This is a genomic window from Pseudomonadota bacterium (genome assembly GCA_030860485.1).
GTDB lineage: Bacteria > Pseudomonadota > Gammaproteobacteria > JACCXJ01 > JACCXJ01 > JACCXJ01.
In genome coordinates this window covers 1-22,235 of record JALZID010000075.1, presented here as the reverse complement: position 1 = coordinate 22,235, position 22,235 = coordinate 1, and the positions used below count along the sequence as shown (strand labels likewise).

The 22,235-nt window shown below is 65.1% G+C and carries 19 protein-coding genes and 2 pseudogenes; 8 read left to right on the top strand and 13 right to left on the bottom strand.

Annotated features, from left to right (window positions below):
* The 7 genes and pseudogenes from M3461_04565 to M3461_04535 form a co-directional block, all read right to left on the bottom strand.
* Nucleotides 1-220, bottom strand: a 220-nt coding sequence (locus tag M3461_04565) for a hypothetical protein (protein MDQ3773681.1), incomplete at its 3' end; no start/stop codon positions are given.
* Nucleotides 220-2,788 (bottom strand): annotated as a pseudogene (locus M3461_04560) (site-specific DNA-methyltransferase). The gene M3461_04565 and the pseudogene M3461_04560, both read right to left, overlap by 1 nt.
* 732 nt (nt 2,789-3,520) lie before the next feature.
* Nucleotides 3,521-3,673 (bottom strand): hypothetical protein, encoded by a 153-nt coding sequence (locus tag M3461_04555; GenBank protein MDQ3773680.1) that lies wholly within the window; start codon nt 3,671-3,673, stop codon nt 3,521-3,523.
* Nucleotides 3,670-3,930, bottom strand: coding sequence for a TolC family protein (locus tag M3461_04550; protein ID MDQ3773679.1), 261 nt, complete (start codon nt 3,928-3,930; stop codon nt 3,670-3,672). The genes M3461_04555 and M3461_04550 overlap by 4 nt, the downstream gene beginning before the upstream one ends.
* A complete protein-coding gene (locus M3461_04545; GenBank protein ID MDQ3773678.1) occupies nt 3,923-4,204 on the bottom strand; it encodes a hypothetical protein in 282 nt (93 codons plus the stop codon). Before M3461_04545 ends, M3461_04550 begins: the two co-directional genes overlap by 8 nt.
* Before the next feature lie 209 nt (nt 4,205-4,413).
* Nucleotides 4,414-4,878 (bottom strand): ribonuclease HI, encoded by a 465-nt coding sequence (rnhA, locus tag M3461_04540; protein ID MDQ3773677.1) that lies wholly within the window; start codon nt 4,876-4,878, stop codon nt 4,414-4,416.
* Entirely contained in the window at nt 4,875-5,648 is a 774-nt protein-coding gene (locus M3461_04535; GenBank protein ID MDQ3773676.1) for a class I SAM-dependent methyltransferase, read from the bottom strand. Before M3461_04535 ends, rnhA begins: the two co-directional genes overlap by 4 nt.
* A gap of 331 nt (nt 5,649-5,979) precedes the next feature.
* On the opposite strand from M3461_04535, the gene gloB reads away from it, so the two are divergent.
* Nucleotides 5,980-6,741 carry a hydroxyacylglutathione hydrolase gene (gene gloB / locus M3461_04530; GenBank protein ID MDQ3773675.1) on the top strand — a complete coding sequence of 254 codons (762 nt, stop codon included), beginning with the start codon at nt 5,980-5,982 and terminating at the stop codon, nt 6,739-6,741.
* A 305-nt stretch (nt 6,742-7,046) separates the two neighbouring features.
* The gene (locus M3461_04525) at nt 7,047-8,471 is read left to right on the top strand and encodes a transglycosylase SLT domain-containing protein (GenBank protein MDQ3773674.1); all 1,425 of its coding nucleotides are present in this window, start codon (nt 7,047-7,049) and stop codon (nt 8,469-8,471) included.
* 27 nt (nt 8,472-8,498) lie between these two features.
* On the opposite strand, the gene M3461_04520 is transcribed toward M3461_04525, so the two are convergent.
* The 5 genes and pseudogenes from M3461_04520 to M3461_04500 all read right to left on the bottom strand — a co-directional run bounded on the left by M3461_04520 (nt 8,499) and on the right by M3461_04500 (nt 12,142).
* A complete protein-coding gene (locus M3461_04520) occupies nt 8,499-9,266 on the bottom strand; it encodes a thiol:disulfide interchange protein DsbA/DsbL (protein MDQ3773673.1) in 768 nt (255 codons plus the stop codon).
* 12 nt (nt 9,267-9,278) lie between these two features.
* Entirely contained in the window at nt 9,279-9,878 is a 600-nt protein-coding gene (locus tag M3461_04515) for a cytochrome c4 (GenBank protein MDQ3773672.1), read from the bottom strand.
* A 745-nt stretch (nt 9,879-10,623) separates the two neighbouring features.
* Nucleotides 10,624-11,319 carry a thermonuclease family protein gene (locus M3461_04510; protein ID MDQ3773671.1) on the bottom strand — a complete coding sequence of 232 codons (696 nt, stop codon included), beginning with the start codon at nt 11,317-11,319 and terminating at the stop codon, nt 10,624-10,626.
* 133 nt (nt 11,320-11,452) lie between these two features.
* Nucleotides 11,453-11,656: a 50S ribosomal protein L31 gene (gene rpmE / locus M3461_04505; protein MDQ3773670.1), complete on the bottom strand. Its 204-nt coding sequence runs from the start codon at nt 11,654-11,656 to the stop codon at nt 11,453-11,455.
* Nucleotides 11,657-11,788: 132 nt separating this feature from the next.
* Nucleotides 11,789-12,142 (bottom strand): annotated as a pseudogene (locus M3461_04500) (endonuclease/exonuclease/phosphatase family protein).
* Between the two features lie 189 nt (nt 12,143-12,331).
* Here M3461_04500 and M3461_04495 point away from each other — a divergent pair.
* The 6 genes from M3461_04495 (at nt 12,332) to M3461_04470 (ending at nt 20,276) form a co-directional block, all read left to right on the top strand.
* Complete coding sequence (locus M3461_04495; protein MDQ3773669.1) at nt 12,332-13,330, top strand: deoxyhypusine synthase family protein; 999 nt, start codon at nt 12,332-12,334, stop codon at nt 13,328-13,330.
* A complete protein-coding gene (gene speA / locus M3461_04490) occupies nt 13,327-15,417 on the top strand; it encodes a biosynthetic arginine decarboxylase (protein MDQ3773668.1) in 2,091 nt (696 codons plus the stop codon). Before M3461_04495 ends, speA begins: the two co-directional genes overlap by 4 nt.
* A gap of 47 nt (nt 15,418-15,464) precedes the next feature.
* The gene (locus M3461_04485; protein MDQ3773667.1) at nt 15,465-16,331 is read left to right on the top strand and encodes a carbon-nitrogen hydrolase; all 867 of its coding nucleotides are present in this window, start codon (nt 15,465-15,467) and stop codon (nt 16,329-16,331) included.
* A 404-nt stretch (nt 16,332-16,735) separates the two neighbouring features.
* On the top strand, nt 16,736-17,059 hold the full coding sequence (locus tag M3461_04480) for a hypothetical protein (protein MDQ3773666.1): 324 nt from the start codon (nt 16,736-16,738) through the stop codon (nt 17,057-17,059).
* 45 nt (nt 17,060-17,104) lie between these two features.
* Entirely contained in the window at nt 17,105-18,907 is a 1,803-nt protein-coding gene (locus M3461_04475) for a bifunctional diguanylate cyclase/phosphodiesterase (GenBank protein MDQ3773665.1), read from the top strand.
* Between the two features lie 97 nt (nt 18,908-19,004).
* Nucleotides 19,005-20,276: an HlyC/CorC family transporter gene (locus tag M3461_04470; protein MDQ3773664.1), complete on the top strand. Its 1,272-nt coding sequence runs from the start codon at nt 19,005-19,007 to the stop codon at nt 20,274-20,276.
* On the opposite strand, the gene radA is transcribed toward M3461_04470, so the two are convergent.
* Nucleotides 20,273-21,637, bottom strand: a complete 1,365-nt coding sequence (gene radA, locus M3461_04465; GenBank protein ID MDQ3773663.1) for a DNA repair protein RadA — start codon at nt 21,635-21,637, stop codon at nt 20,273-20,275. The genes M3461_04470 and radA overlap by 4 nt on opposite strands.
* Nucleotides 21,638-22,235 lie beyond the last annotated feature (598 nt).

Here is a 22,235-nt window from a genome sequence, read left to right as displayed (position 1 = left end):
CCGCAGTACGATCCTCTGGGGGGTCGTCCCGGCCCGAATCCACGCCTCCAACGTCCTTTTCTGTTCTGCAGTCATCGGCAAAACGTCGGCTGGTTTCCACATGAAACGGACTTGTACCATAACCAGTTCTTATTGTAAAGATAATTGTTACACTACAGTAGCGCTGCGGCTCCTCGTAGGGAGAATTGATGATTAGGCGGTCTATCGAGATCCGTTCCATCACCCCACCTTGATGACCTTCAGGCTTTCGATCCCCGGTCGTCAATGATCTCACCGCCGCCCGACGGTGATCACCGGCGGAAAACGGCAGGGACACCGTCCCGCGATAGCCTCGATCAGGACCTCGTCAATCTCGGCCTTGAGGTTTCTGGCCAGCTTCGCCCAACCGTCCCCCTTCCCCGTCATTGGGAAAAAGACCTGCCGCGGCAACAGGCTGCGCCCGTCATAGTCGGGGTCGAGCAGCCACATGGCGATCTTGCCCGCGCCGCGCGATTCAATCTCCCCGGTCCGGGTGTTGTAGTAATCAAAGCCGTTCACCGTAACCCGATACTTCCCGGCGTCTTCGCCCTTGCGGATCTCCTCCAGTGACACGTCGGGCTGGCCGATCAGCCAGAAACTTTCATTGCTGGCGCGTTTCTTCTTGAGGTCTTCGGTCAGAAGGTCGGCGTTCATCTGCGCTTTCAGCAACGTCACGCCCGGCCAGTTGGTTTCGTCAATGTCCTTGGCGGCCTCGGGGTCGAACTGGAAGGCGGCAAAGACGATCATCCTGGGCTTCGGGACAAGCTGCTGCGCTTCCTCGATGGCAAGGGCCACCCGCCGTTGTTCGAGCGGCGCGTGCTCGGGGCCGAACGAGAGCACCACGCGCTGCGGCTTGTCCTCCTTCGTCTCGGCGTCGGCATAAAGCCAGCGTGTGCCCGCCAGCGCCTCGACGCGGGAGAATTCGACGCTGCCCGCCCTTGCCGCGTATGCCGGTCCGCAGCAGTTCGTCGCGCCAGTCACCCTGGCGGCGGGTCTCGTCTGCCCGCGCTATCGCTGCGTCCGCTTCATAGTCACCCGGCGCTTCCCTGACCTCATCCAGAGGCTTCACCACCGGGGCGGGCACGGCTTCCACGGTGAAGGGGCCCGTTACGCGGGTCTTTTTCTTGTCGGTCAGGGGCTGATCGTAGAGCGTCTCCGGATCGGCGTACTTGCGGATTGCCGTGTCAATCTGCTCGCGGGTCATGCCCTCGCGGATTTCGGGGTTGTTGGCGATGGACTTCAGTGTGATATGCGGAACGGTCTTGTATGTGAACCCGCTCGCAATGCCTTCCTTGGGGTGGGCAAGCTCGTAATAATCGAACACCGCTGCCATGAGCCGTTGCTTGGCAAGAGCGAGCGAAACGCGGGAGGTGTCGCAGGTGATCCAGCGCCGGCCCCATTGCTCTGCGACGTAGGCGGTCGTGCCGCTGCCGCAAGTGGGGTCGAGCACCAGATCCCCGGGGTCGCTGGTCATCAACATGCAGCGTTGGATAACCTTACCAGATGTTTGCACGACGTAAGACTTGGACAACTCTCCACGTGTGTCATCCCAGATGTTTTCGAGCGAGCTTATCGAGAGCTCGTCGAGATATTGAACCCAAAACGGCGTCCGTCCCATAACGAACAACCGTCTCGCCTCAAGAAGCCTTTGCATTCCTTCGCGGGTTGTAACCCAGCTCTTGCCTGTCGTGGTCTTGAAGGTCACCCCGTTATACTCAAAATCGTAAATGCAGGTGGGTGTGTAACCGCTCGATGCAAGAGGAACTGGTGTAAAGAAGCTGGCTTTCAGAAGACCCTTCTTGAAATTTTCGATATCGTCCTCCGTTGAGCGCCGTCGAGTTCCGTCCGGCTCCTCAACCCACGCGAAACTCGAACCCTCCAAATCGTCAGTCTTGCTGAGAAAGAGTCTGCGAAACGTCATCCGTTCCTTGTCTCGCGCATACCAGAGTACGTAATCGGCGACGTTGCCGATTAGTTTCGAACCGAGCGCGCGGTTAGTTTTGCGAAAAGTTGTAACGCAAACAAAATTCTCCGCCCCAAACACCTCATCCATCACCTCCCGCACATGGTGCAGGTTCTCATCCGAGATCTGCACGAAGATGCTGCCACTGGGCGCGAGCAGGTCACGGCAGAGGAGCAGCCGGTCGCGCAAGTACGTCAGATAGGAGTGAATCCGAAGCTCCCACGTATCCCGGAACGCTTTGAGCATTTCCGGTTCCTGATTCAGATCTTCATCCTTGCCATCCTTCACGTCCCGCTTGTTCACGAAGGGCTGGAAATTAGAACCGTACCGAATGCCATAGGGCGGATCGATATAGACCATCTGGACCTTCCCGGCCATGCCCTCTTTCTCCAGAAGGATGTTCATGACCAGAACGCTGTCGCCCGCGATCAGGCGGTTGGTCCAGTTCTGGGCGTGCTTGTAAAACTCGATGGCGTGACGGATCGGCCGGTTTTCCTCTGGCGTGGCGAACAGGGAAAGCTGGGGGTCGCTGCCGTTACGCCGCTTGACGGCCTCAACGATGCTAAGAGGATCGATGCGCTCGTGAACGTGCAGGGAGACCGTCGGGACCTCGAAAGAGGTATGCTCGGCCTTCCCCGCCCAGACCAGTTGCGGGTCAAGGTGGGGGTCGTAGGCGTAGGTTTTCTTGCCCGCGTCCTTGTCCGTGTCGGGCGTGACCAGACCCACAGGCGGGTTGTTCAGCCGCCCTCGGCCCTTGTGGACGTAGTTGTCAATCTGACGTTTTCCGTCTTTTTTTCCCCGCGCCACTGTTCTTACCGCTCCGTTATCCCGTCGCGCACGGCGAGCGGCGTCGATTTCGGCCTGCGCTTCCGCTCCACTCATGAGGGGCAGGTTGAGCGCATCAAGGCGCGCCATGGCCGCACCGAGGCGTTCGGCGGCCTGCCGCCGGACAGCTTCCCGCAAGAGCGCTTCTATGGTTTGCTCCGTCATCAGCCCGGCCGCCCCCACGCCTCTTCGACGAGGTCGGCGGGCAGGCGGGTGTTTTCCGCGACCCACTGGCGTTGACGGTATACGATGACGAGCACAGCGAAGCGGAAGAGCGCTGGGCGACGCTGCTGCAGCGGACAACGGACAATATCTGGTGGTGATCCATACGTGGAAACACCCCACCCCCACGGAGATCGCCGTGCGTATCGTCTCGGCCCGCAGGGCGACGAAAGAGGAAATGCGAAATTACCAACAGCAGCCGCGCTAGCGGCCGAAGGTGCGATGATGAAACGTCAGTACGACTTTTCCAAGGGCGAGCGTGGTAAATTTTACAAGCCGGGCGCGGTCTCAGCTGCCGGTGTACCTCGAGGAGGAGGTGCAAACCTACCTCGCCGATAGGCCGACGCAAAGGGCGTTGAGCTCTCTGATCTGGTCAACGAGATGCTCAAGAAGGAAATCGAGATCATCGAGGTGGTGAGATAGTCGCGGTGCGTCGATCAGCGTTCTCGGTGCGCCTTGCCGGAGCAGCCCTGAAACCACCGTATATTGGTGTCAGCGATCCTCGCGTCCGCCGACCTCCGTTTCCGCGCCCGTGCGCGGCGTCTCGCTCGGCGCCGGCGTCGGCTCCTGCCGGCCGAGGGGCTCGATCCCCATTCCAATCACGATCCCGACGATCAGCAAGAGCACGGAGATGAGGGGCCTCATGGGCAGTCTCCCGCGAGATACAGGAACCTGGCCTGGTTCTTGGTTCGCTGGATCTGCACCCGTAACAGCCCGAGCGCTACGTCGAGCACCGCCATGCGGGCGCGCGCCAGGGTGGTGAAGTCCGTGATGCCGTTTTGATAGGCGTTGAACGTCGCTTCGGCACTCTGCTCCGCCTCCGGGGCGGCCCGGCGGCGATAGAGGTCGAGGCGCTTTCCGAGTTGCCGCCAGGTAGCCAATTCCCCTTGCGCCCTACGCATCAGCTCGCAGTCGGTGGGCTTGCGCGAACTGCGCGGCGGCATGCTCGTCCTGACTGGCGGCGAGCGTGCGGTCCTGGCGCTTGTCGCGGAACAAGGGCAGATCGACCGTCACCATGGCGCTCAGAAAATCGCGGCTGGTGTTGTCGGCGAAACCGCCCGAGGTGCGACCGGCGAATAGGAGGCTCAGGTTCCAGCCGGGTTTATACTCCGATGAGACACGGTGGCGCTCGGCCGCGGCCCCATGCAGCCCGTCTCTCCGGCGTAGGGCGTGCAACAGCCCGTCGGACAGCCTTGATACAGCACGCCGCCCAGGCCCGGTGACGCGGTGATCACGAGGGCGATCAGGACGAGCTTGGCGATGGCCGTGCGGAGACGGATCATGGGCGAGGAGTAGGGTTCGGGTCGAGCGCGGGGCACGTCATCGCGCGGCGGGCGGCGCGGAGCGCCCGTGGGCCGGTGCGCTCTTCGACATCCTTGCTCGCGTCATGTCACCGGTGGCCGCCTGGCGCCCCCGAGCTCGTCGATGGCGCGCCGCGCCAGGGCATCGGCGCGCTCGTTCTCGGGGTGGCCGGCGTGGCCTCTCACCCATTGCCAGTGCACCTCATGGCGCGCGGCGGCATTGGCCAGGCGCTGCCAGAGGTCCACGTTCTTGACCGGCTGCTTGTCCGCGGTCAGCCATCCGCGCCGCTGCCACCGCGGCAGCCATTCGGTCAGCCCTTTCTGGACATACTGCGAATCGGTCGTCACGCGTACCCGGCACGGACGGCTCAGGGCCTCGAGTCCCTGAATGGCCGCCATCAGCTCCATGCGGTTGTTGGTGGTGTGCGGCTCCCCGCCGTACAGGGTCTTTTCGCGCCCCCCGTAACGCAGCACCAGCCCCCACCCGCCGGCTCCCGGGTTGCCCCGGCAGGCGCCGTCGGTATAGATCTCCACGGCCGACTGCGTCATGTCGAGCCGCACGGCATGCAACCGTGCGCGCCGGCCTCCGGTGCGCCGTTCGGGACCAAGGTATGTCGCCAGCTCGGCACGATCGGGGTCAGTGTTACGACCCGCTTCTTGGCCAGGATCAGGTAAGCACCGCCGAAGTAGGGCCACCAGCGCGCCCCGAACCGGTCCAGGAACGCGAAGCGGTGTACGTTGCCGGCCCCCGCGAGTGGCGGGCGAAAATAGAAACCCCGCGTGCGCACGACCTCGAAACCCAGATCGGCCAGCCAGCCGCGCACCCGCCCCGGGGCGATGAAGCGGCCACACCAGGGAATACGCCCTGTTCTGCCGAAAAGCACACACCACAGGCCCCACAGGCTCCAGGGATGGAATCCCAGGACGACGAGCATCCCTTCGCCGATAAGGACCCGTTCGGCTTCCAATAATACGGCGAAGGACTCGGGCTCGAATTCGAGGACATGGGGAACCACCATCACATCGATGCTGTTCGAGGCGAGGGGCAGCGCGCACGGGACGCACACCGGGTGCTGCGGCGGGGTCCCCGGAACGAGGCCGAGGTCCATTACCACCCGGTGAGAAATACGACTCGAGCTCAGGAGGTCGTCCGGTCCGCGCACGCCGAGCTGCACGATATGGTAACCAAACAGATCGGGCAGGACCTGGTTGATCTCCCCACGCTCCGCCTGGAGCAAGGCCTCCCCGAGATAGCTCCCGAACCATTCGACGACGCGGGCCCGAACCGAGCGCTCGGCGTCCTCCGGGGTGGGTGCCATCGATACGCCGGCGCCGGCTACTCTCGGGGGCGTGGGCATCCGCCTCCGCTGGGCTCCATCAGCGCGATCCTCACGCGGCACGGCATAGCGGTTCCCGGAACGCGGCGCCTGCGGCCGACCTCGCGTCGATCGCTGCCCGTCCAGTAGACAGAACCGGGCATGACGGGGGCTCTACAAAGCCTGGTTGCGCCATAGTTCGTCGACGTGCCGGCGACCTGCGAGATGGTTCATGTGCCTTCAAGTCCCCGCTGGAGGGATGTAAACATGCGTCCCCCGCCGGGCTAGAATACCCCGTCGCGAGTCGACCTGACCACACCGACGGAGCCCTCCGGTGGACATCTTCCCGATCCAGGCCTTGAGGGATAATTATATCTGGACGATCCACGCCGCGGGCGCCGTGGTGGTGGTCGATCCGGGCGATGCCCGGCCGGTCCAGGACGAGATCGACCGCCGGGGCCTCAGGCTGGTGGGGATCCTCGTGACCCACCACCACTGGGACCACGTGAACGGCATCCCCGACCTGCTCATAAGGCACCAGGTGCCGGTGTATGGCCCCGCAAGCGAGACGATCCCGGAGCGGACCGTGGCTATGCGGGACGGGGATACGTTCCAGATCGCGGCACTCGGGCTCGAGATGCAGGCCCTGGCGGTCCCCGGGCACACCGCCGGGGCCATCGCCTATCACGGCCACGGCTGGCTACTCAGCGGCGATACCCTGTTCACCGCGGGCTGCGGTCGGCTCTTCGAGGGCACCGCGGCACAGATGTACGACTCGCTCAGGACGCTGGCCGCGCTCGATCCCGCAACCCGCGTGTACTGCGGGCACGAATATACGCTACGCAACCTGGCGTTCGCGCGCTTGATCGAACCGGGTAACACGGCGCTGGGTCCCCGTCTGGCCTTTGCCGAGTCCCAGCGCGCTCTGGGTGCCCCGACGGTCCCGGCCGCGCTCGCGACCGAGACGGAGACCAACCCTTTCCTGCGCTGTCACGTTCCCGAGGTCCGGAAGGCCGCCGAACGCCACGCAGGCAGACGGCTGGCAAGCCCGGTCGAAGTCTTCGGGGCGCTGCGGGCATGGAAGGACAAGTTTTGAGCCTGGCCTATACGCCCTGCTTTGGTGCAGACATCGCTTAAGGTCTCTATTAACGACAATAGGTTTCTATATTACATGGAAGTAGTTTGTAGCTACCGGGGACCCCCGTCGCGCGGGAGTCAAAGGGTTGACAGCACCGGTCAAGCCCCCTAGCATCCCTTCCAATGCGATGGGGACACGGCGTTTGCCGGCTGATAATAAATACGTCCACCTCGCTCTTTATCGCCGGTTGTTTGACGGTTCCGCCGGTTGCGGAACGAGGGACGGCGAGGAGGGCGCTGGAAGGGCACCCCGGATCTCAGGGCATGCAAGACGGCGCTCAAAGGCCGGTGTCGGAGCCGAGAGACGTCCCGGGCCTCGCGACCCCCGAGGGGGAAGAACCCACTTCCGGTGACCCGAGCGCGCTAAATATAGAAAGTGGCGGCGATCGTCGTCGCGGCGACATCTGGAAGCGGGTGCGCGAAGGCCTCGTGCTGGCGGATGTGCGGCGTCCCAATCGGGCGGCGCCGCCGCGGGGGCCAGGCCTGCGGCAGCCATTCGTCGATCAGATCGTCGAGCGCGCGACGCCCTATCTGCACCATATCGTCGAAGAGGCGGAGCGCCGCGACATGCCCACCGATGTCGCGCTTCTGCCCATCGTCGAAAGCGCCTACCGCGCCGAGGCGCGCTCGCCGGGGCACGCAGCGGGGATCTGGCAGTTGATCCCGAGCACCGGTCGTCACCTCGGACTCGAGCAGAGCGCCTGGTATGATGGCTGGCGCGACGTGCTGGCCTCGACCGACGCGGCGCTCGATTATCTGGAGGCCCTACACGAGCGCTTCGACGGCGACTGGCTCAACGCGTTTGCGGCCTACAACTGCGGGGAGGGGATGGTCGAGCGCGCCATCGCCCGCAACCGCCGGGCCGGGCGTGGCACGGATTTCTGGTCACTGGCATTGCCCACGGAGACGCGTGGTTTCGTCCCCAAGCTTATCGCGGTCTCGAAGATCGTCGCGAACCCGGCGGGCCACAAGCTGAGCCTCCGGCCCATCCCGGACAAACCCTACCTCGCCGAGGTCGAGGTCGGTCGTCAGATCCGCCTCACCGAGGCCGCCAAGCTTGCGGGGGTGAGCGTCGAGGAGATGCGGCGTTTGAATCCCGGGTTGATCCAGTCGATCACGGCCCCCTCCGGTCCCCACCGGCTGGCCGTGCCGGTCGACAGGGCGCCCGCGTTCAGGCGCCGACTGGCGGGCCATTCCCACGTAAAGATAAGGGGGGGCCCTCAGCACCCCGCCAACACGCCGCCACCGACGCGGCGCGCCGTTAGCCTGGGCCAGCGAGTCGATAATCGAAGACTGGCCGTTATGTCGGTGCCGGGGTGGTTCGGGGGCACGACGCACCGTGTACGCGCCGGCGACACGCTCTGGGACATCTCGCAGACCTACCGGGTGCCGCTGGCGGCCTTGTGCGAGGCGAATGGGCTGGGCGCCAAGGCCGCCGGGATCAACACCAGACTCCGGCCGGGACAGGACCTTCTGATCCCTTCACCGGCGGCGCTGGGGGCAGAGACGAGTGTGGATCGAAAGCCCCCGACGCATCACCGCATACAGCCGGGCGATTCGTTACCGAGTATCGCCCGCCGCTACCGAGTCAGCGTGAACCAGTTGCGGCGCTGGAACCGGCCCGCCGCCTTTCGCTCTATGAACCCGGGCAGCGTGCTCGTCGTCTACCGCAGCCCGCGCCCCGTCTGATCCGGACTACGCCCGGACGTCCCCGCGCTAAGGAGGAGTGGGGCTGCGGGGCGCGGCCTGCGCCGACCCCGCGGGCACCGCCGCAGGCGCCTGGGTCGCGCGCGCCTCGCGCTCCCGGGCGACCAGGAAATCCACGACCGTGAGCATGGCGTCATAGGAACCGGCCATCGATGCAGAGGTCAGGTACTTGCCGTTCACGACCACCGCCGGCACGCCGTCGATACCGAAGCGCTGGATCGCCTGCTTGGCCTGTTCGACCTTGCCCTCGACCGTGAAGGAACTGAAGACCTGGGAAAACTCGTTCTTGCCCACCCCGAAGCCCGCGAAGAAATCGGCCAGGCTGGCTTCATCGTCCAGCGTCTTCTTGTCCGCGTGCAGGGCCTTGAAGAGCGGTGCGTGTATCTTATCGAGCATCCCCAGCGCTTCGGCGGTGTAGTAGGCCTTGGCGTGCAGGTACCAGCTCGGCCGGAACACCGCAGGCAGGCGCCGGAAGGCGACGTCCTCGGGCTGCCGCGCCTGCCAGCGCGCCAGGGCAGGCTCGAAGTCATAGCAATGGGGACAGCCGTACCAAAACACCTCCAGGACCTCGATGCCGGTTCCGGTCACCGGTTGCGGCGGCACGATCTCCTTGTAGTGCTTTCCCGCTTGAAACGATCCGGGCTGGACCGCCCCCACTTCTTTGTTTTTTTCAGGCCCGGATGTCTCCGCCGCAATGGCCAGCCCCATAAATGTCGTAAGAAAAGCTACCCCTGCCGCCAACTGGGCCCCCAGGACCCACCAAACGCTACGCCGCATCTCTCTCGCCTCCTATCGGTACAGCCCTTGGATATAGGATGACACGGCCTCGATCTCCGCGTCGGTGATCCGGGACGATATCTGACGCATCATCGCCGCCCGATCGTTGTTGCGTTCACCGGAGCGGTAGGCACGCAGTTGGATCGCCGTGTAGGCCGCGTGCTGGCCGCCCAGCGATGGGAACCCGGCGGCCGGGTTGCCGGTACCGGCCGGCCCATGGCAGGCCATACAGGCCGGCAACCCGCGATCGCGGTTTCCGGCCCGATAGAGCCGCTCGCCGGTCTTGACGAGGTCCGCATCGGCGGCACCGAGCTCAAGCGACTGGCCGGCATAGTAGGCGGCGAGATCGGCGATGTCCGCTTCGCCCAGGGGCTCGGCCATCGGACCCATGACCGGGCTCTTGCGCGCCCCGGACTTGAGGTCCAGCAACTGCTTGACGAGATATGCCGCGTGCTGGCCCGCGAGCTTAGGCCACTCCGGTGCGAGGCTGTTTCCGGTCCCCCCGTGGCAGGTCGCGCACACGGCCGACTTGGACTGGCCGGCCGCGGGGTCGCCCACCGGACCCTTCGCCGCCGGGGCCGCGTACAGCAGCGCGGCCGGCAATACCGACATGAAGGCTAGCAACGAGACGGCTCTCATCCCCCGGGGCAGGCTCTCCGTGGCGATTGGCATTCTGTTCGGACAGGATACACGATCGCCACGGTCATGACACGGGGCCGGAATCCCGCCTGGGGATCACTGTTGGGGATCAACCGCTCTGGGCAAAAAAAAGCCCCGGTACAATAGGGGAGAAAGCGTTACCGGGGCCAACGATGCGCCCGGCTGGGGATACCGGGCTGCAGTCCCGCTCAGGGAGGGAGAGCGGGAACGTTCACGACGAACGTGCCTGATACGACACCCCACCCCCCGAGAAGTTCCACACCAGCAGTTCCGCCGCCAAGTAGCCGCACCACAGCACGCCTGCGACCACTTGTTCAACGGGGGCCGAAAACGTGCGCCGGCCGAGCACGGCGTGCTCTGGGCAATAAGTCGCACAAAGAGCAGTACGTAACCAATTGTATTATCAACACGCCGCGAGTTGGTTACTTCTTGACAGGTGTAACAGTCCCCCAGGCAGCATCGGGTTTCTGGGGTGTTTGCCCGCATCTCATCCACAGAGATATCCACAGGATCTGTGGACGACTGGGCAGGGCTAGGAACGACGAGGCCTTATCGCGCTCAGTTGAGTCTCTTCGCAAGTTTGTTTCAGCAAGCTATGCTCCCCTCTGCGTTTCTTTTGCCGCACTGCCCCAATGGCGGGCACAAACGGTAGTTCCCAGGTGCCGGTGACCCCCAGGTTGGAATCACCGTCAGGCGATTACCTCAGGGAATCACCGCGGCCGGGCCCCGCCGCCGCGCCGCTCCCATTCCCGGCATCGAGATAGAGCGGGTGGCGCAGACGCATCCGCAATGACCCGCGGTAGCGTCGCACCAGACCCCGAACCGACACCTGCCGCCCGCGCAGCCGGCACAGATCCCGGCCCTTGAAATAGCCGAGGTCTTCCTGTCGGATCTTGACCCCCAGGACCCCATCGAGCCGCAGCCATACCCCCGTCCTCCGGCAGCGCGCCGAGGTTACGGTGCCGGTCACCAGGCGGTAGCCCTGTGCCGCCCGGCCGATGCGTTTCGCGGCGATCGGGTGGAAGCCCGCCTGCGACCAGATCCCGCGCCGCGCCGCCTGGGCTTCCGTCTCCGCAGCTACATAACAGTCCAGGTACTCGCCGTTCGGCGGAAGAAACAGGCTCGTGGCGAGCCCGCGCCGTAGCAACAATGCCTGAACGTTGTCGCGGTTCGGAAGAAACAGGTGGGCGAGACCCCGGCCATAGCGGTCATGGGGCGACTGCCCGTACTGAAGCTCCACGACCCGGCCGGAGGACAAATCGACCAAGGCCGCCCGCGCCTCCCGCGCATAAGGCTCCGGGCCGCGGCCGTCATGACGCATCTCCGGCGCATCGATGCCGATCAAACGCAGGCGCTGGCCGTCCCCCAGCACCAGCGTGTCCCCGTCAATCACGCGCGCTACGGCTGCCCGCGCCACGGGCCCCGAGGCGGCACAGACGGCCGCCCAGGATGGGGACCCGAGGCTGCAGAGGAGAAGGAGGAGAAAGACCCGCCGTCGCAATCGCCGCCCGGTCGCCACGCGGCGGCTAGCGCAGCCCGTACTTGCGGCGGAACTTGTCCACCCTTCCTGCGGTATCGACGAGCTTCTGCTTGCCGGTATAGAAGGGGTGGCAGGACGAGCACACGTCTATGTGTAGGTCCCAGCCGAGGGTGGAGCCGGTCTTGAACACATTCCCGCAGCTGCAGGTCACGGTGATCTCACCGTACTTGGGGTGGATATTGGTCTTCATCTCGGATAGCACTGGATGCCGTAGGCGCGGGCCCATCCTATTTTCTTTAGAACTCTAATTCTAACGAGACACCGCGGAGTCACGCAAGCTCGATCCCGGGGCTGCACCCCTTGTCCCATCGAGTGGGTCCCACGCGAACTCGGCCACCACGGGCGTGTGGTCGGAGGTTTTGGGATGGCGGCGCGGGGCCTTGTCGATGCGGCAACCCGCGCAGCGGGTGGCGAGCGAGGCGCTCGCCAAAATGAGGTCGATGCGCAGCCCGTGGTTGCGACGCTTCGAGAGGAGCGCCACACCGTTGTAGGCCCTCTCACCCGCGAACGCCGCCCGATAGCCGATCTCGGCGAATGCCGCCGCGGGAAACGCGCTGTCCGTGGTCTTGGTCTCCTGGACGGCGAGCACATCTGGCCCTTCTTCGGCGAGCCAGCCAAGCACCTGCTCCAACCGCACGCGGATGGAGTTCACGTTCCAGGTCGCGATCTTGAACATGGTGTATGGCGCGTCGTGCACGTTCGAACCGAGGTGCACTCGCTTAGAGCCTTCTTGTAGGCCTTATCACAGGCCCCGTCGGAAAGCCCTCGCGATGGCTGTCTCCCCCCGTGACAGTCCCGTGGCGATGCCTTGCGGTGGGCCGGATAATTCCCTACTCTTCGCGCCGCGCACCCAGGGTGATGATCGATGAACGATAACCAGGCCATCGCGCGCTTTGTGCGCCACCACTTCCGCCACTTCAATGGGGCGGCGCTCGTGGACGCCGCGAGCGCCTACAGCGCCCACCTCAAGCGCGGCGGCGAGATGCTGGTGACGCTCGCCGGGGCGATGAGCACGGCCGAGATCGGGCTGTCGCTGGCGGAGATGATCCGCGCCGGCAGGGTCCATGGGATCTGCTGTACCGGTGCCAATCTCGAGGAGGATGTGTTCAACCTCGTTGCCCATGAGCACTACGTCCGCATCCCGCATTACCGCGACCTCACGCCCGCCGACGAGGACGCCCTGCTCGCGCGCCACTTGAACCGCGTCACCGACACCTGTATCCCCGAGCATGAGGCCATCCGCCGTATCGAGGCGGCCGTGCTCGAGGAGTGGACGGGCGCCGACCAGAAAGGCGAGCATTACTTTCCCCACGAGTTCATGTACCAGATCCTGCGAAGCGGTAGCCTCCATCGCTATTATCAGATCGACCCGCGCGATAGCTGGCTGATGGCCGCCGCCGAACGCGACCTGCCGATCTTCGTCCCGGGCTGGGAGGACTCGACCTTAGGCAACATCTACGCGGCCCATTGCATCGAGGGCGACATCCGAAACGTCCACACCGTGCGCACCGGCATCGAGTATATGATGCTGCTCGCGGATTGGTACCGCTCGAAGAGCGCCCGGACGTCGATCGGGTTCTTCCAGATCGGCGGCGGGATCGCGGGTGATTTCCCGATCTGCGTGGTGCCGATGCTGGAGCAGGACCTGCGGCACAGCGACCTCCCGCGTTGGGGGTACTTCTGCCAGATCAGCGACTCGACGACCAGCTATGGCTCTTATTCCGGGGCGGTCCCCAACGAGAAGATCACCTGGGGCAAGCTCGCCATCGACACCCCGAAGTTCATCATTGAGTCGGATGCGACGATCGTGGCGCCGCTGTTCTTCGCCTGCGTGCTGGCGACGGAACCGGAGGCGCGGCCGTGACGCGGCCAAAGGCCCGCCCAGAAGCCGGCGAGGGCGAGCCGGATACCATGGCACTCCCGGATCGCGAGGTCCTGAAGGTCGTATCCCCCGAGGTCGGCCATCCGCCGGTGCCGGAGGACGACTGGACCATCGACGACTCGGAGGCCCTTTATCGCGTCGAGGCCTGGGGCGAATCATTCTTTTTCATCAACGAACGAGGCCATATCGCCGTGCGGCCGTTCCTGCAGCAGTCGCTCTCGGTGGACATCGACGACGTGGTCTCGGACCTGCGCCGCCGCGGCGTCGGCTTCCCGACCCTGATCCGGTTTCAAGATGTCCTGCAAACCCGTGTGGTGCGGCTCAACAAGGCCTTCATCCGGGCCATCCGCGAATCGGGTTATCGCAACCGGTATCAGGGCGTCTATCCGATCAAGGTTAACCAGCTCCACGAGGTGGTGGAGGAGGTGCTGGAGGCCGGCCGGCCGTTCGGCATGGGGCTCGAGTGCGGGTCCAAGGCCGAGCTGGTCGCGGCCTTGCCCCACCTGGAGCAGGACGGCGCCTTGCTCATCTGTAACGGTTGCAAGGACGCGATCATGCTGCGCCTGATCCTGGCGGGCCAGCAGATCGGGCAGCAGGTGATCCCGGTGCTGGAGAAGTTCGGTGAGTTCGATCAATTGCTGGCAGTGGCCCGCGAGCTCGGCGTGCGCCCGCGCTTCGGGGTGCGCGTGCGCCTCGGCACCGGCGGCGCCGGCAAATGGGCGGAGTCGGGCGGAGACCAGTCCAAGTTCGGGATCTCGATCCCCGAGCTCCTGACCTTGATCCAGGGCCTCAAGGAAAAGAACCTGGCGGACGCCCTGGTGCTCTTGCACTTCCACCTCGGGAGCCAAATCGCCGACATCCAGATCCTGAAGCAGGCCGTCAAGGAGATCACGCAGATCTACTCCCAGCTCCTGAAACGCGGCGTGCCCTTGCAGTATCTCGACGTCGGCGGCGGGCTCGGCGTCAATTACGGCACCGAGTACTCGACCGATAACGAGGGGATCAACTACACGCTCCAGGAATACGCCAACGCCGTGGTCTATTCGGTCAAGGAGGTGTGCGACGACGAAGGGGTGGTCCATCCGATCATCGTGTCGGAGAGCGGGCGCGCCATCACCGCCCACCATTCCGTGCTCATCGTCGAGGCGCTCGGCACCTACCGCAAGGACCTGATCGCCGACGACTACGAGCCGGCCGAGGACTCCAACACCACGGTGCGCGAGCTCTACGAAGTCCTGACGCGCGTGCGCGGGCCCGGCAGGCGCGCCGGCAAACGCCCGCTGTCGGAGCTCTGCGAGGCCTATCACGATGCCGTCGAGAAACGCCAGGAGGCCGACACCCTGTTCACCCTGGGCTACCTGCCGATCGAGGAGAAGGCGCTTGCCGAGCGGCTCTACTGGTCGGCCTGCAAGGCCATCCTGGCGCAGGTGCAGGGCATCGAGCCGGACGCCGTGCCCGCCGAGCTCAGGGCGCTCAACGACCATTTGGTGGACCAGTATCTCTGCGACTTCTCAGTGTTCCAGTCGATCCTGGACCACTGGTCGATCGGACAGGGCTTTCCGATCATGCCGGTGCGCCACCTCGATCGGCGCCCCAACCGCCGGGCGGTGATCGTCGATCTCACCTGCGACTCGGACGGCAAGGTCTCCCATTATGTCTGCGCGAACGCCGACAAGCGTTTTCTCGAGGTCTACGAACCCGAAAGCAACGCGCCCTACTACTTCGCCTTCTTCTTGATGGGCGCGTACCAGGACATCATGGGCGACTCGCACAACCTCTTCGGCCGCGTCGCCGAAGCCCATGTCTATGCCGATGCCGAGGAGCCGGGCGGGTATTACATCGAAAAGATCCTCCCGGGGACCTCAGTGCAGGAGATGCTGGCGCTGGTGCAGTACTTCCCGAACGATCTGCATCGGCGGATGAACAACCTGATCCGCCAGAAGATCGAGAAAGGCATCATCCGTCCCAAGGCCGGCGTCGATCTGCTCGATCAGTACATGGGCTGTTTCTCTCAGACCACCTACTACAGACCCGACGTTCCCTCCGGCGACGATCCCTCCGCCCCATGAGCCCCCCCTTGTTATCGTCTAGGGTGCTGAAGCTCGGACTCATCCAGATGAGCTCTACCGACGACCCGGATGCCAACCTCGACAAGGCTCTGGCCTCGACCCGTGAGGCCGCGGCGCGCGGCGCCCAGGTGATCTGTCTGCCCGAGCTGTTCCGCTCCCGCTACTTCTGCCAGACCGAGGAGCACCGGTTCTTCGAGCTGGCCGAGCCGATACCGGGACCCTCCACCGAGGCCTTCACGGCGCTCGCTTCCGACACCGGCGTCACGGTGATCGTGAGCGTGTTCGAGCGGCGTGCGGCTGGGCTCTATCACAACACCGCCGTGGTAATCGAGGGTGCCGCCGGTTGCCTGGGTCGCTATCGCAAGATGCACATCCCCGACGATCCGCGTTATTTCGAGAAGTTTTACTTCACCCCGGGCGATCTCGGGTTCCGTGCGTTTCCGACCGCACGCGGCGTGCTGGGGGTCCTCATCTGCTGGGATCAGTGGTATCCCGAGGCGGCGCGCCTCACCGCCTTGCAGGGCGCCGAGGTGCTGTTCTATCCCACCGCGATCGGCTGGCATCCGGAAGAAAAGGCGCAGTACGGTCAGGCGCAGCACGAGGCCTGGGAGCTATCGCAACGCGCCCATGCCGTGGCCAACGGCTGCTTCGTCGTGGCCGTCAATCGCACCGGTTTTGAACCCCCACCCGGCTCCTCCGCGCTCGGGAAGGGCATCGAGTTCTGGGGACAGAGCTTCGTGGCCGGGCCCGACGGGGCCATCGTCGATCGCGCCGACCCTACCGAAGAGGGCGTGCGCGTGGTAGCCATCGATCTGGTGCGCTGCGAAGAGATCCGTACCCACTGGCCGTTCCTGCGCGATCGCCGCATCGATGCCTACGGCGAGATCACGCGCCGCCACCTGGGCGCGCCCTAGCCCCACCGTTCCCAGGGCCAGGGTGGTCCTGTTCCGCGTGCGGCGCGCGGTGTAGGGATGGGACCTCTAAAGTCGGTGTTACCGAGGGTCGATGAGGGCCGTGCGCAGCAGGCCCCCCTGGCGGAGGGGTTTCCATGGCCTGCAAGGGCGTGGGGACCGGTGGCGAGACAGGCTCAACAGCTTCAAGATTGGATACCGAGGGCGAACGCGACCTTCGATAAGCAGATCCCGGTCGGTGATCTGATCCCGGGATGTTCGTATCGGCACTCGACAAGCCCTGGACGACACGCCGTTCCTGCTCCAGGGCTTTCTCATCCGCTCCGACGCGGAGATCGCGGCCCTCTCGCGCACCTGTAAATTTGTCTTCGTGGACCCCGAGCGCTGTGTCGGGGCGGCCCGCAGCGATGCAGTATCTATACGGTTGGAAGGGAAAGACCTTTCATGAAGGGGTGGTCGATCAGTTCATCCAGTCCATCGGCCTGTTCCCGGTGGGGACGCTGGTCGAGTTGAACAGCGGGGAGGTCGGAATCGTCATCGCTCAAAACCGCATCCGGCGCCTCAAGCCCAGGATCATGCACCTGCTCGATGGCCAGAAAACGCCCATGACGGCCCCGCTGATCCTGGATCTGATCGCCGATCCCATGGGTCCAGGCGGCCTCCCCTATCGGGTCATCAAGGACCTGCCCGCCGGCAACCACGGGATCGACGCCAAAGAGTTCTATCTCTGATCCACGGAGCGGCGCGAACCGAAACGGCATTCGGCGACCACACCCATGGCGGCACTCGACCCTGATCGGCCCTCGGCCACCGTGTTTGCCCAGGCCACCGATATCGGCCAGTTTCGTGCCGCCGGGCTCGGGCCGGATGATATTCCACACCTAGATGAGATCCAGCGGCGCCTTGCACAAAGCGCGTATGCATGCCTCAACCCCCTCCAGGCCGACTGGCGCACGGCGCGCTGGCTCGATGCCGGGCTTGCGAGCCGGGTCTGGGACCATGTACGCCGGCTTGCGGCACCGGAGCGCCTGGAGACCGTGCAGGATCACTACGCGCGGCTCTGGCTGGATGCCTACAGGGCCGGCGCGCCGTGCGATTGGCCGGTCGAGGTGATACACGCCTATGCGGATGCCGTCACCCAGTGGCTGGTCCGGCTCACAAACCCCGGAAGCAACCCTTGGGTGGAGGTACGGACCCTGCACCGCTTGGTGGGGTATCACAGCAGGATCATTAGCCTCGCCCTGAGCCGCTACGAAAAAACACGCAGCACCGAGCACCTGTTGCTCGACCCCGTGACCGGTCTCCCGAACCGGGTGGCGTTCATCGAGGACCTGAAGCGCTGGATCTCCCGAGGGGGTCTCGAGCTGGCCGTGATCGCGATGGACCTCCAGGATGTCGTCGGCCCCGTCAGCGACCGCGATGATCAGTGGCACAGCCTGCTGGTGCGTCAGATCGCGCAACGCTGCCGCGACGTCCTGCGCGACCAGGACCTCGTGGCACGCATCGGCTGGAACGAGTTCGCCTTCGTCCTTCCGGCCATCAAGGGCGAGGGCCACGCACTCCTCGCCTGCGATCGGATCTCGCGCACCTTGCGGGAATCGTTTCGGGTGGATGGCCTGCGCACCCTGGTACGCCCTACCTTGGGCGTCGGTCTGTTTCCACGGCATGCACAAGAGGCAGAGCCATTGTTGCGGATGGCGGAATTGGCGTGCAACGAGGCCGTAGCCCACAAGCGACCGATCGTCGTCTACTCCGAGTCGCTCGGCCACACCTTGCGTGAACGCCGGGCGGTCGAGCGCGAGTTCGAGACCGCGCTGCAGGATAACGCCGTGCTGGTCTATTTTCAGCCCCAGGTCGCACTGGCCACCGGACGAGCCACGGCCGCCGAGGCGCTGGTGCGCTGGCGCAATCGCCGGGGCGAGCTGGTCGCGCCGGGCGATATCCTGGCGGCCTGCGAAAACGTGGGTCTCAACTGGTCGCTCACGACCTTTATGATCAACACCGCGCTGCGACACTGCGCGGACTGGGCCCGTCAGGGCTGGGACCTGGCCGTGAGTGTCAACCTGACCGCCTCCGATCTCGCCGAGCCGGACCTGCCGGAATTCATCAGCCAGGCGCTCGGGCTCTGGGGTGTACCGGCCCACAAGCTCACGCTCGAGATCACCGAGGACTCTTTGATCCGGGACCTCGGCCAGACCATGACCACGCTGGCCGATGTCAAGGCACTCGCGGTCGGCCTCTCGATCGACGACTTCGGGACCGGATATTCCTCGCTGGCCTACCTCAAACGCCTGCCCATCGACGAGCTCAAGGTCGATCGCGGGTTCGTGAGCAATATGCTCGGCAGCCGGCACGACCGCATGATCGTCAAGGCGGTCATCGATCTCGCCCACCATTTCGATCTCCGCGTCGTGGCCGAGGGCGCCGAAGATCGCGATACGGTCGCGGCCATCGAGGCCTACGGCGGCGATCTCGTGCAGGGCTATCACATCAGCCGTCCCCTCCCGGCCCAGGAGTTCGATGAGTGGTGCCGCAGGCAACATGGCGTGGCGCCATGCCTGACGGCCATCCACCGCTGAGCCCGGTAGCGCGACCGGATCGACCCCGGTGCTTGACACACCCTGGGCGATCTCCTTCACAATGGCCTAGCTTCCAAGACCCGAGGTCCGCCCTTTCTTGCCCGATGTCCCCATCGGCGCCCTGTTCGCCTTCCTCGCCGTCCTGATCGTGGTGTCGGCCCTGTGCTCGGGGGCCGAGACCGCGATGATGGCCTTGAACCGCTACCGGCTCCGCTACCTGGCGGACCAGGGTCGCGGCGGCGCCAGACGCGCCCAGCTCCTGCTCGAACGCCCCGACCGTTTCATCGGGCTCATCCTGCTCATCAACAACTTCGCGAACATCTCGGCCTCGTCCGTCGCCACGGTCATCGCCCTGGAGGTGATGGGCGAGCCGGGCATTGCCATCGCGGCCGGCGTGCTCACACTGGTCATCCTGATCTTCGCCGAGGTCGCGCCCAAGACCCTGGCGGCGCTCGAGCCCGAGCGCGTCGCCTTCCCGGCGGTCTATGTGATCGGGCCCTTGCTCAAGCTCTTATATCCCATCGTGTGGGTCGTCAACCTCCTCGCCAACGGTGTGCTGCGAGCGCTCGGGATCCGGCCCGAAGAGATGGAGGGTATGTCCCTGAGCCGCGGGGAGTTGCGCACCGTCGTCCAAGAGACCGGCGCCATCATCCCCAAGCGCCACCAGCAGATGCTATACGCCATCCTGGACCTGGAAAAGGTCACGGTCGAAGACGTGATGGTCCCGCGCCACGAGATCGTGGGCATCAACCTGGACGACGAGCCCGTGGCGATCGTGGAACAACTTCAGAGCTCGCGCCGCACCCGGCTGCCGGTCTACCGCGGTGGCCTGGACCAAGTAGTCGGCATCCTGCACGCGCGCCAGATCCCGCGCGTCCTCACCATGAGTGAGGCGCTCGACAAGGAAGCCTTCGAAAAGCACCTCGCCGAGCCCTACTTCATCCCCAAGGGCACCGGCCTTCACAAGCAACTGGCCCATTTCCAGCGCCACAAGCGCCGCATGGGGCTGGTGGTCGACGAATACGGCGACATCCAGGGGCTCTTGACCTTGGAAGACATCCTGGAGGAGATCGTCGGGGAGTTCACGATCGACCCCCAGACGCTAGGCCGCGAGGTCTCGCCGAGCGCCGACGGGAGCTATCTGGTCGATGCCACCGCGAACGTCCGCGACCTCAACCGCAGCCTGCACTGGACGCTCCCGACCGGCGGCCCGAAGACCTTGAACGGACTGATCCTGGAGGCCCTGGAGAGCATGCCCGAGCGCGGGACGGCCCTGCGCATCGCCGATTACACCATCGAGATCGTGCAGACCAGCGGCCGCTCCGTCCGCACCGCGCGCATCATCCCGCCACCGCCCGCGACCCCTTAACCGCTCGCGGCGAGTGCCTCGGCGACCCGCTCGATGGCCGTCACCTCCAGCCCCTTGACCGTCCCCCGCGGGGCATTAGCGCGCGGGATGAGCGCCCGCCCGAAACCATGCTTCACCGCCTCGCGCAGGCGCTCTGGACCGTGCGGCACGGGACGCACCTCGCCCGAGAGACCGATCTCGCCGAATACCACGGTCCCGTTGGGAAGGGGCCGACTGCGGAGGCTCGACACCACCGCCAGGGCCACCGCGAGATCCGCGCCGGTCTCGTTGACGCGCACACCGCCCACGATGTTGACGAAGACGTCCTGATCATAGCTCACCACTCCCGCATGGCGGTGCAGGACCGCCAGCAACATGGCCAGGCGATTCGGATCGAGCCCTACCGCGACTCGTCTCGGGTTGGCCAGATGGGACTCGTCCAGGAGCGCCTGCACCTCGATGAGCAATGGCCGGGTGCCTTCGCGCGTCACCATGACCGCGCTGCCGGGCACGCCCTGGGCGTGGCGCTGCAAAAAGATCGACGAGGGATTGGGCACCTCGCGCAGCCCGGACTCGGTCATGGCGAAGACCCCGAGCTCGTGCACCGCCCCGTAGCGGTTCTTGACGGCGCGCACGATCCGATAGCGGCTGCCCTCGTCGCCCTCGAAATAGAGCACCGTATCCACCATGTGCTCGAGCACCCGCGGCCCGGCCAAGACACCCTCCTTGGTCACATGCCCTACCAGGAACACGGTGGTACCGGTGCGCTTGGCGTAGCGCACGAGTTGTGAGGCGGACTCGCGGAGCTGGCTCACCGTGCCGGGGGCGCCCGCCAGCGACTCGCTGTAGAGGGTCTGGATCGAGTCGATCACCAGGACCCGCGGCGCCTCGTTCTCGGCCGCCTCCAAGACCCGCTCGACCCGGGTCTCGGTCAGAAGCCGCAGGTCCTGGCCGACCTTGCCGAGGCGATGGGCCCTGAGCGCCACCTGCTGGGCCGACTCTTCGCCGCTCACGTAGAGACCCCGCGTCTCGCGCCCGGCCGCCAACGATTGCAAAAGGAGCGTGGACTTGCCTATCCCCGGGTCGCCCCCGAGCAGCACTACCGCACCGTTCACCAGACCCCCGCCCAGGACCCGGTCCAGCTCGCCGATCCCGCTCGAGGTGCGCACCTCATCCCGGACCTCGACCTCGGCGAGCCCGACGACCGGTGCGGTCTGGCCGCTGTAGCCGAGCCCGCGCGCCCTTCCATCCACGAGAAGGGGCGCCGCGCTCTCGGTGAGCGTGTTCCAGGCGCCGCACTCCCCGCACTGCCCGGCCCACTTGGGCGCCAGCGCCCCACACGCCTGGCACTGAAAGGAAGGTCTGGCCCGCCCCGTCATCATTAGAGGCATACCATATTAATCGGCTTATCCGGATACATACCCGTAGACTAGGCGAGCACGAGCAGCGTTACTCATCGTCCCCGCCAGCCCAGGCGCCCGCGCACGCTAGCACGGAGCACCTTGCATCGCCAGCACAATGACACGCTACCGCGGCACGCGGTGCGGGACACCAAACGCCTCCAGGCTCTTCCTGCTTCGAATACAGCATGAAAAGAAACGAGCCTGCGCCTGTTGCCATCCGAGAATGGGTGTCCTCGATGACGAAGTAGAGCAGACGCGCAGCCTTCTAGTCGAGCACTCCGGTGGACGGGCGGCCACCCGGCGGAAGCGCCAACCGGTCTTCGTCGTGCCAAGGCGATCGGTATCGGTAGCGGTCAGTGTGCTGGTAAACGCTACTGCAACGAGATGGCCTCTTGCGAGGTCAAGTTCTATATAAAAGCCCATGCGGGTTGAGCAGGCTAGACGGGGATGGGAGATATTGTCAAGAGTTGTGGAAAGCATGGTCAGGCGGCTTCCTTCCGATTGTCTTCGTCTTGACGGCGTTCGATTTGAGCACCGTCAACGAACGGAACACCAGCACGCACCAAGGGTAGCAGAT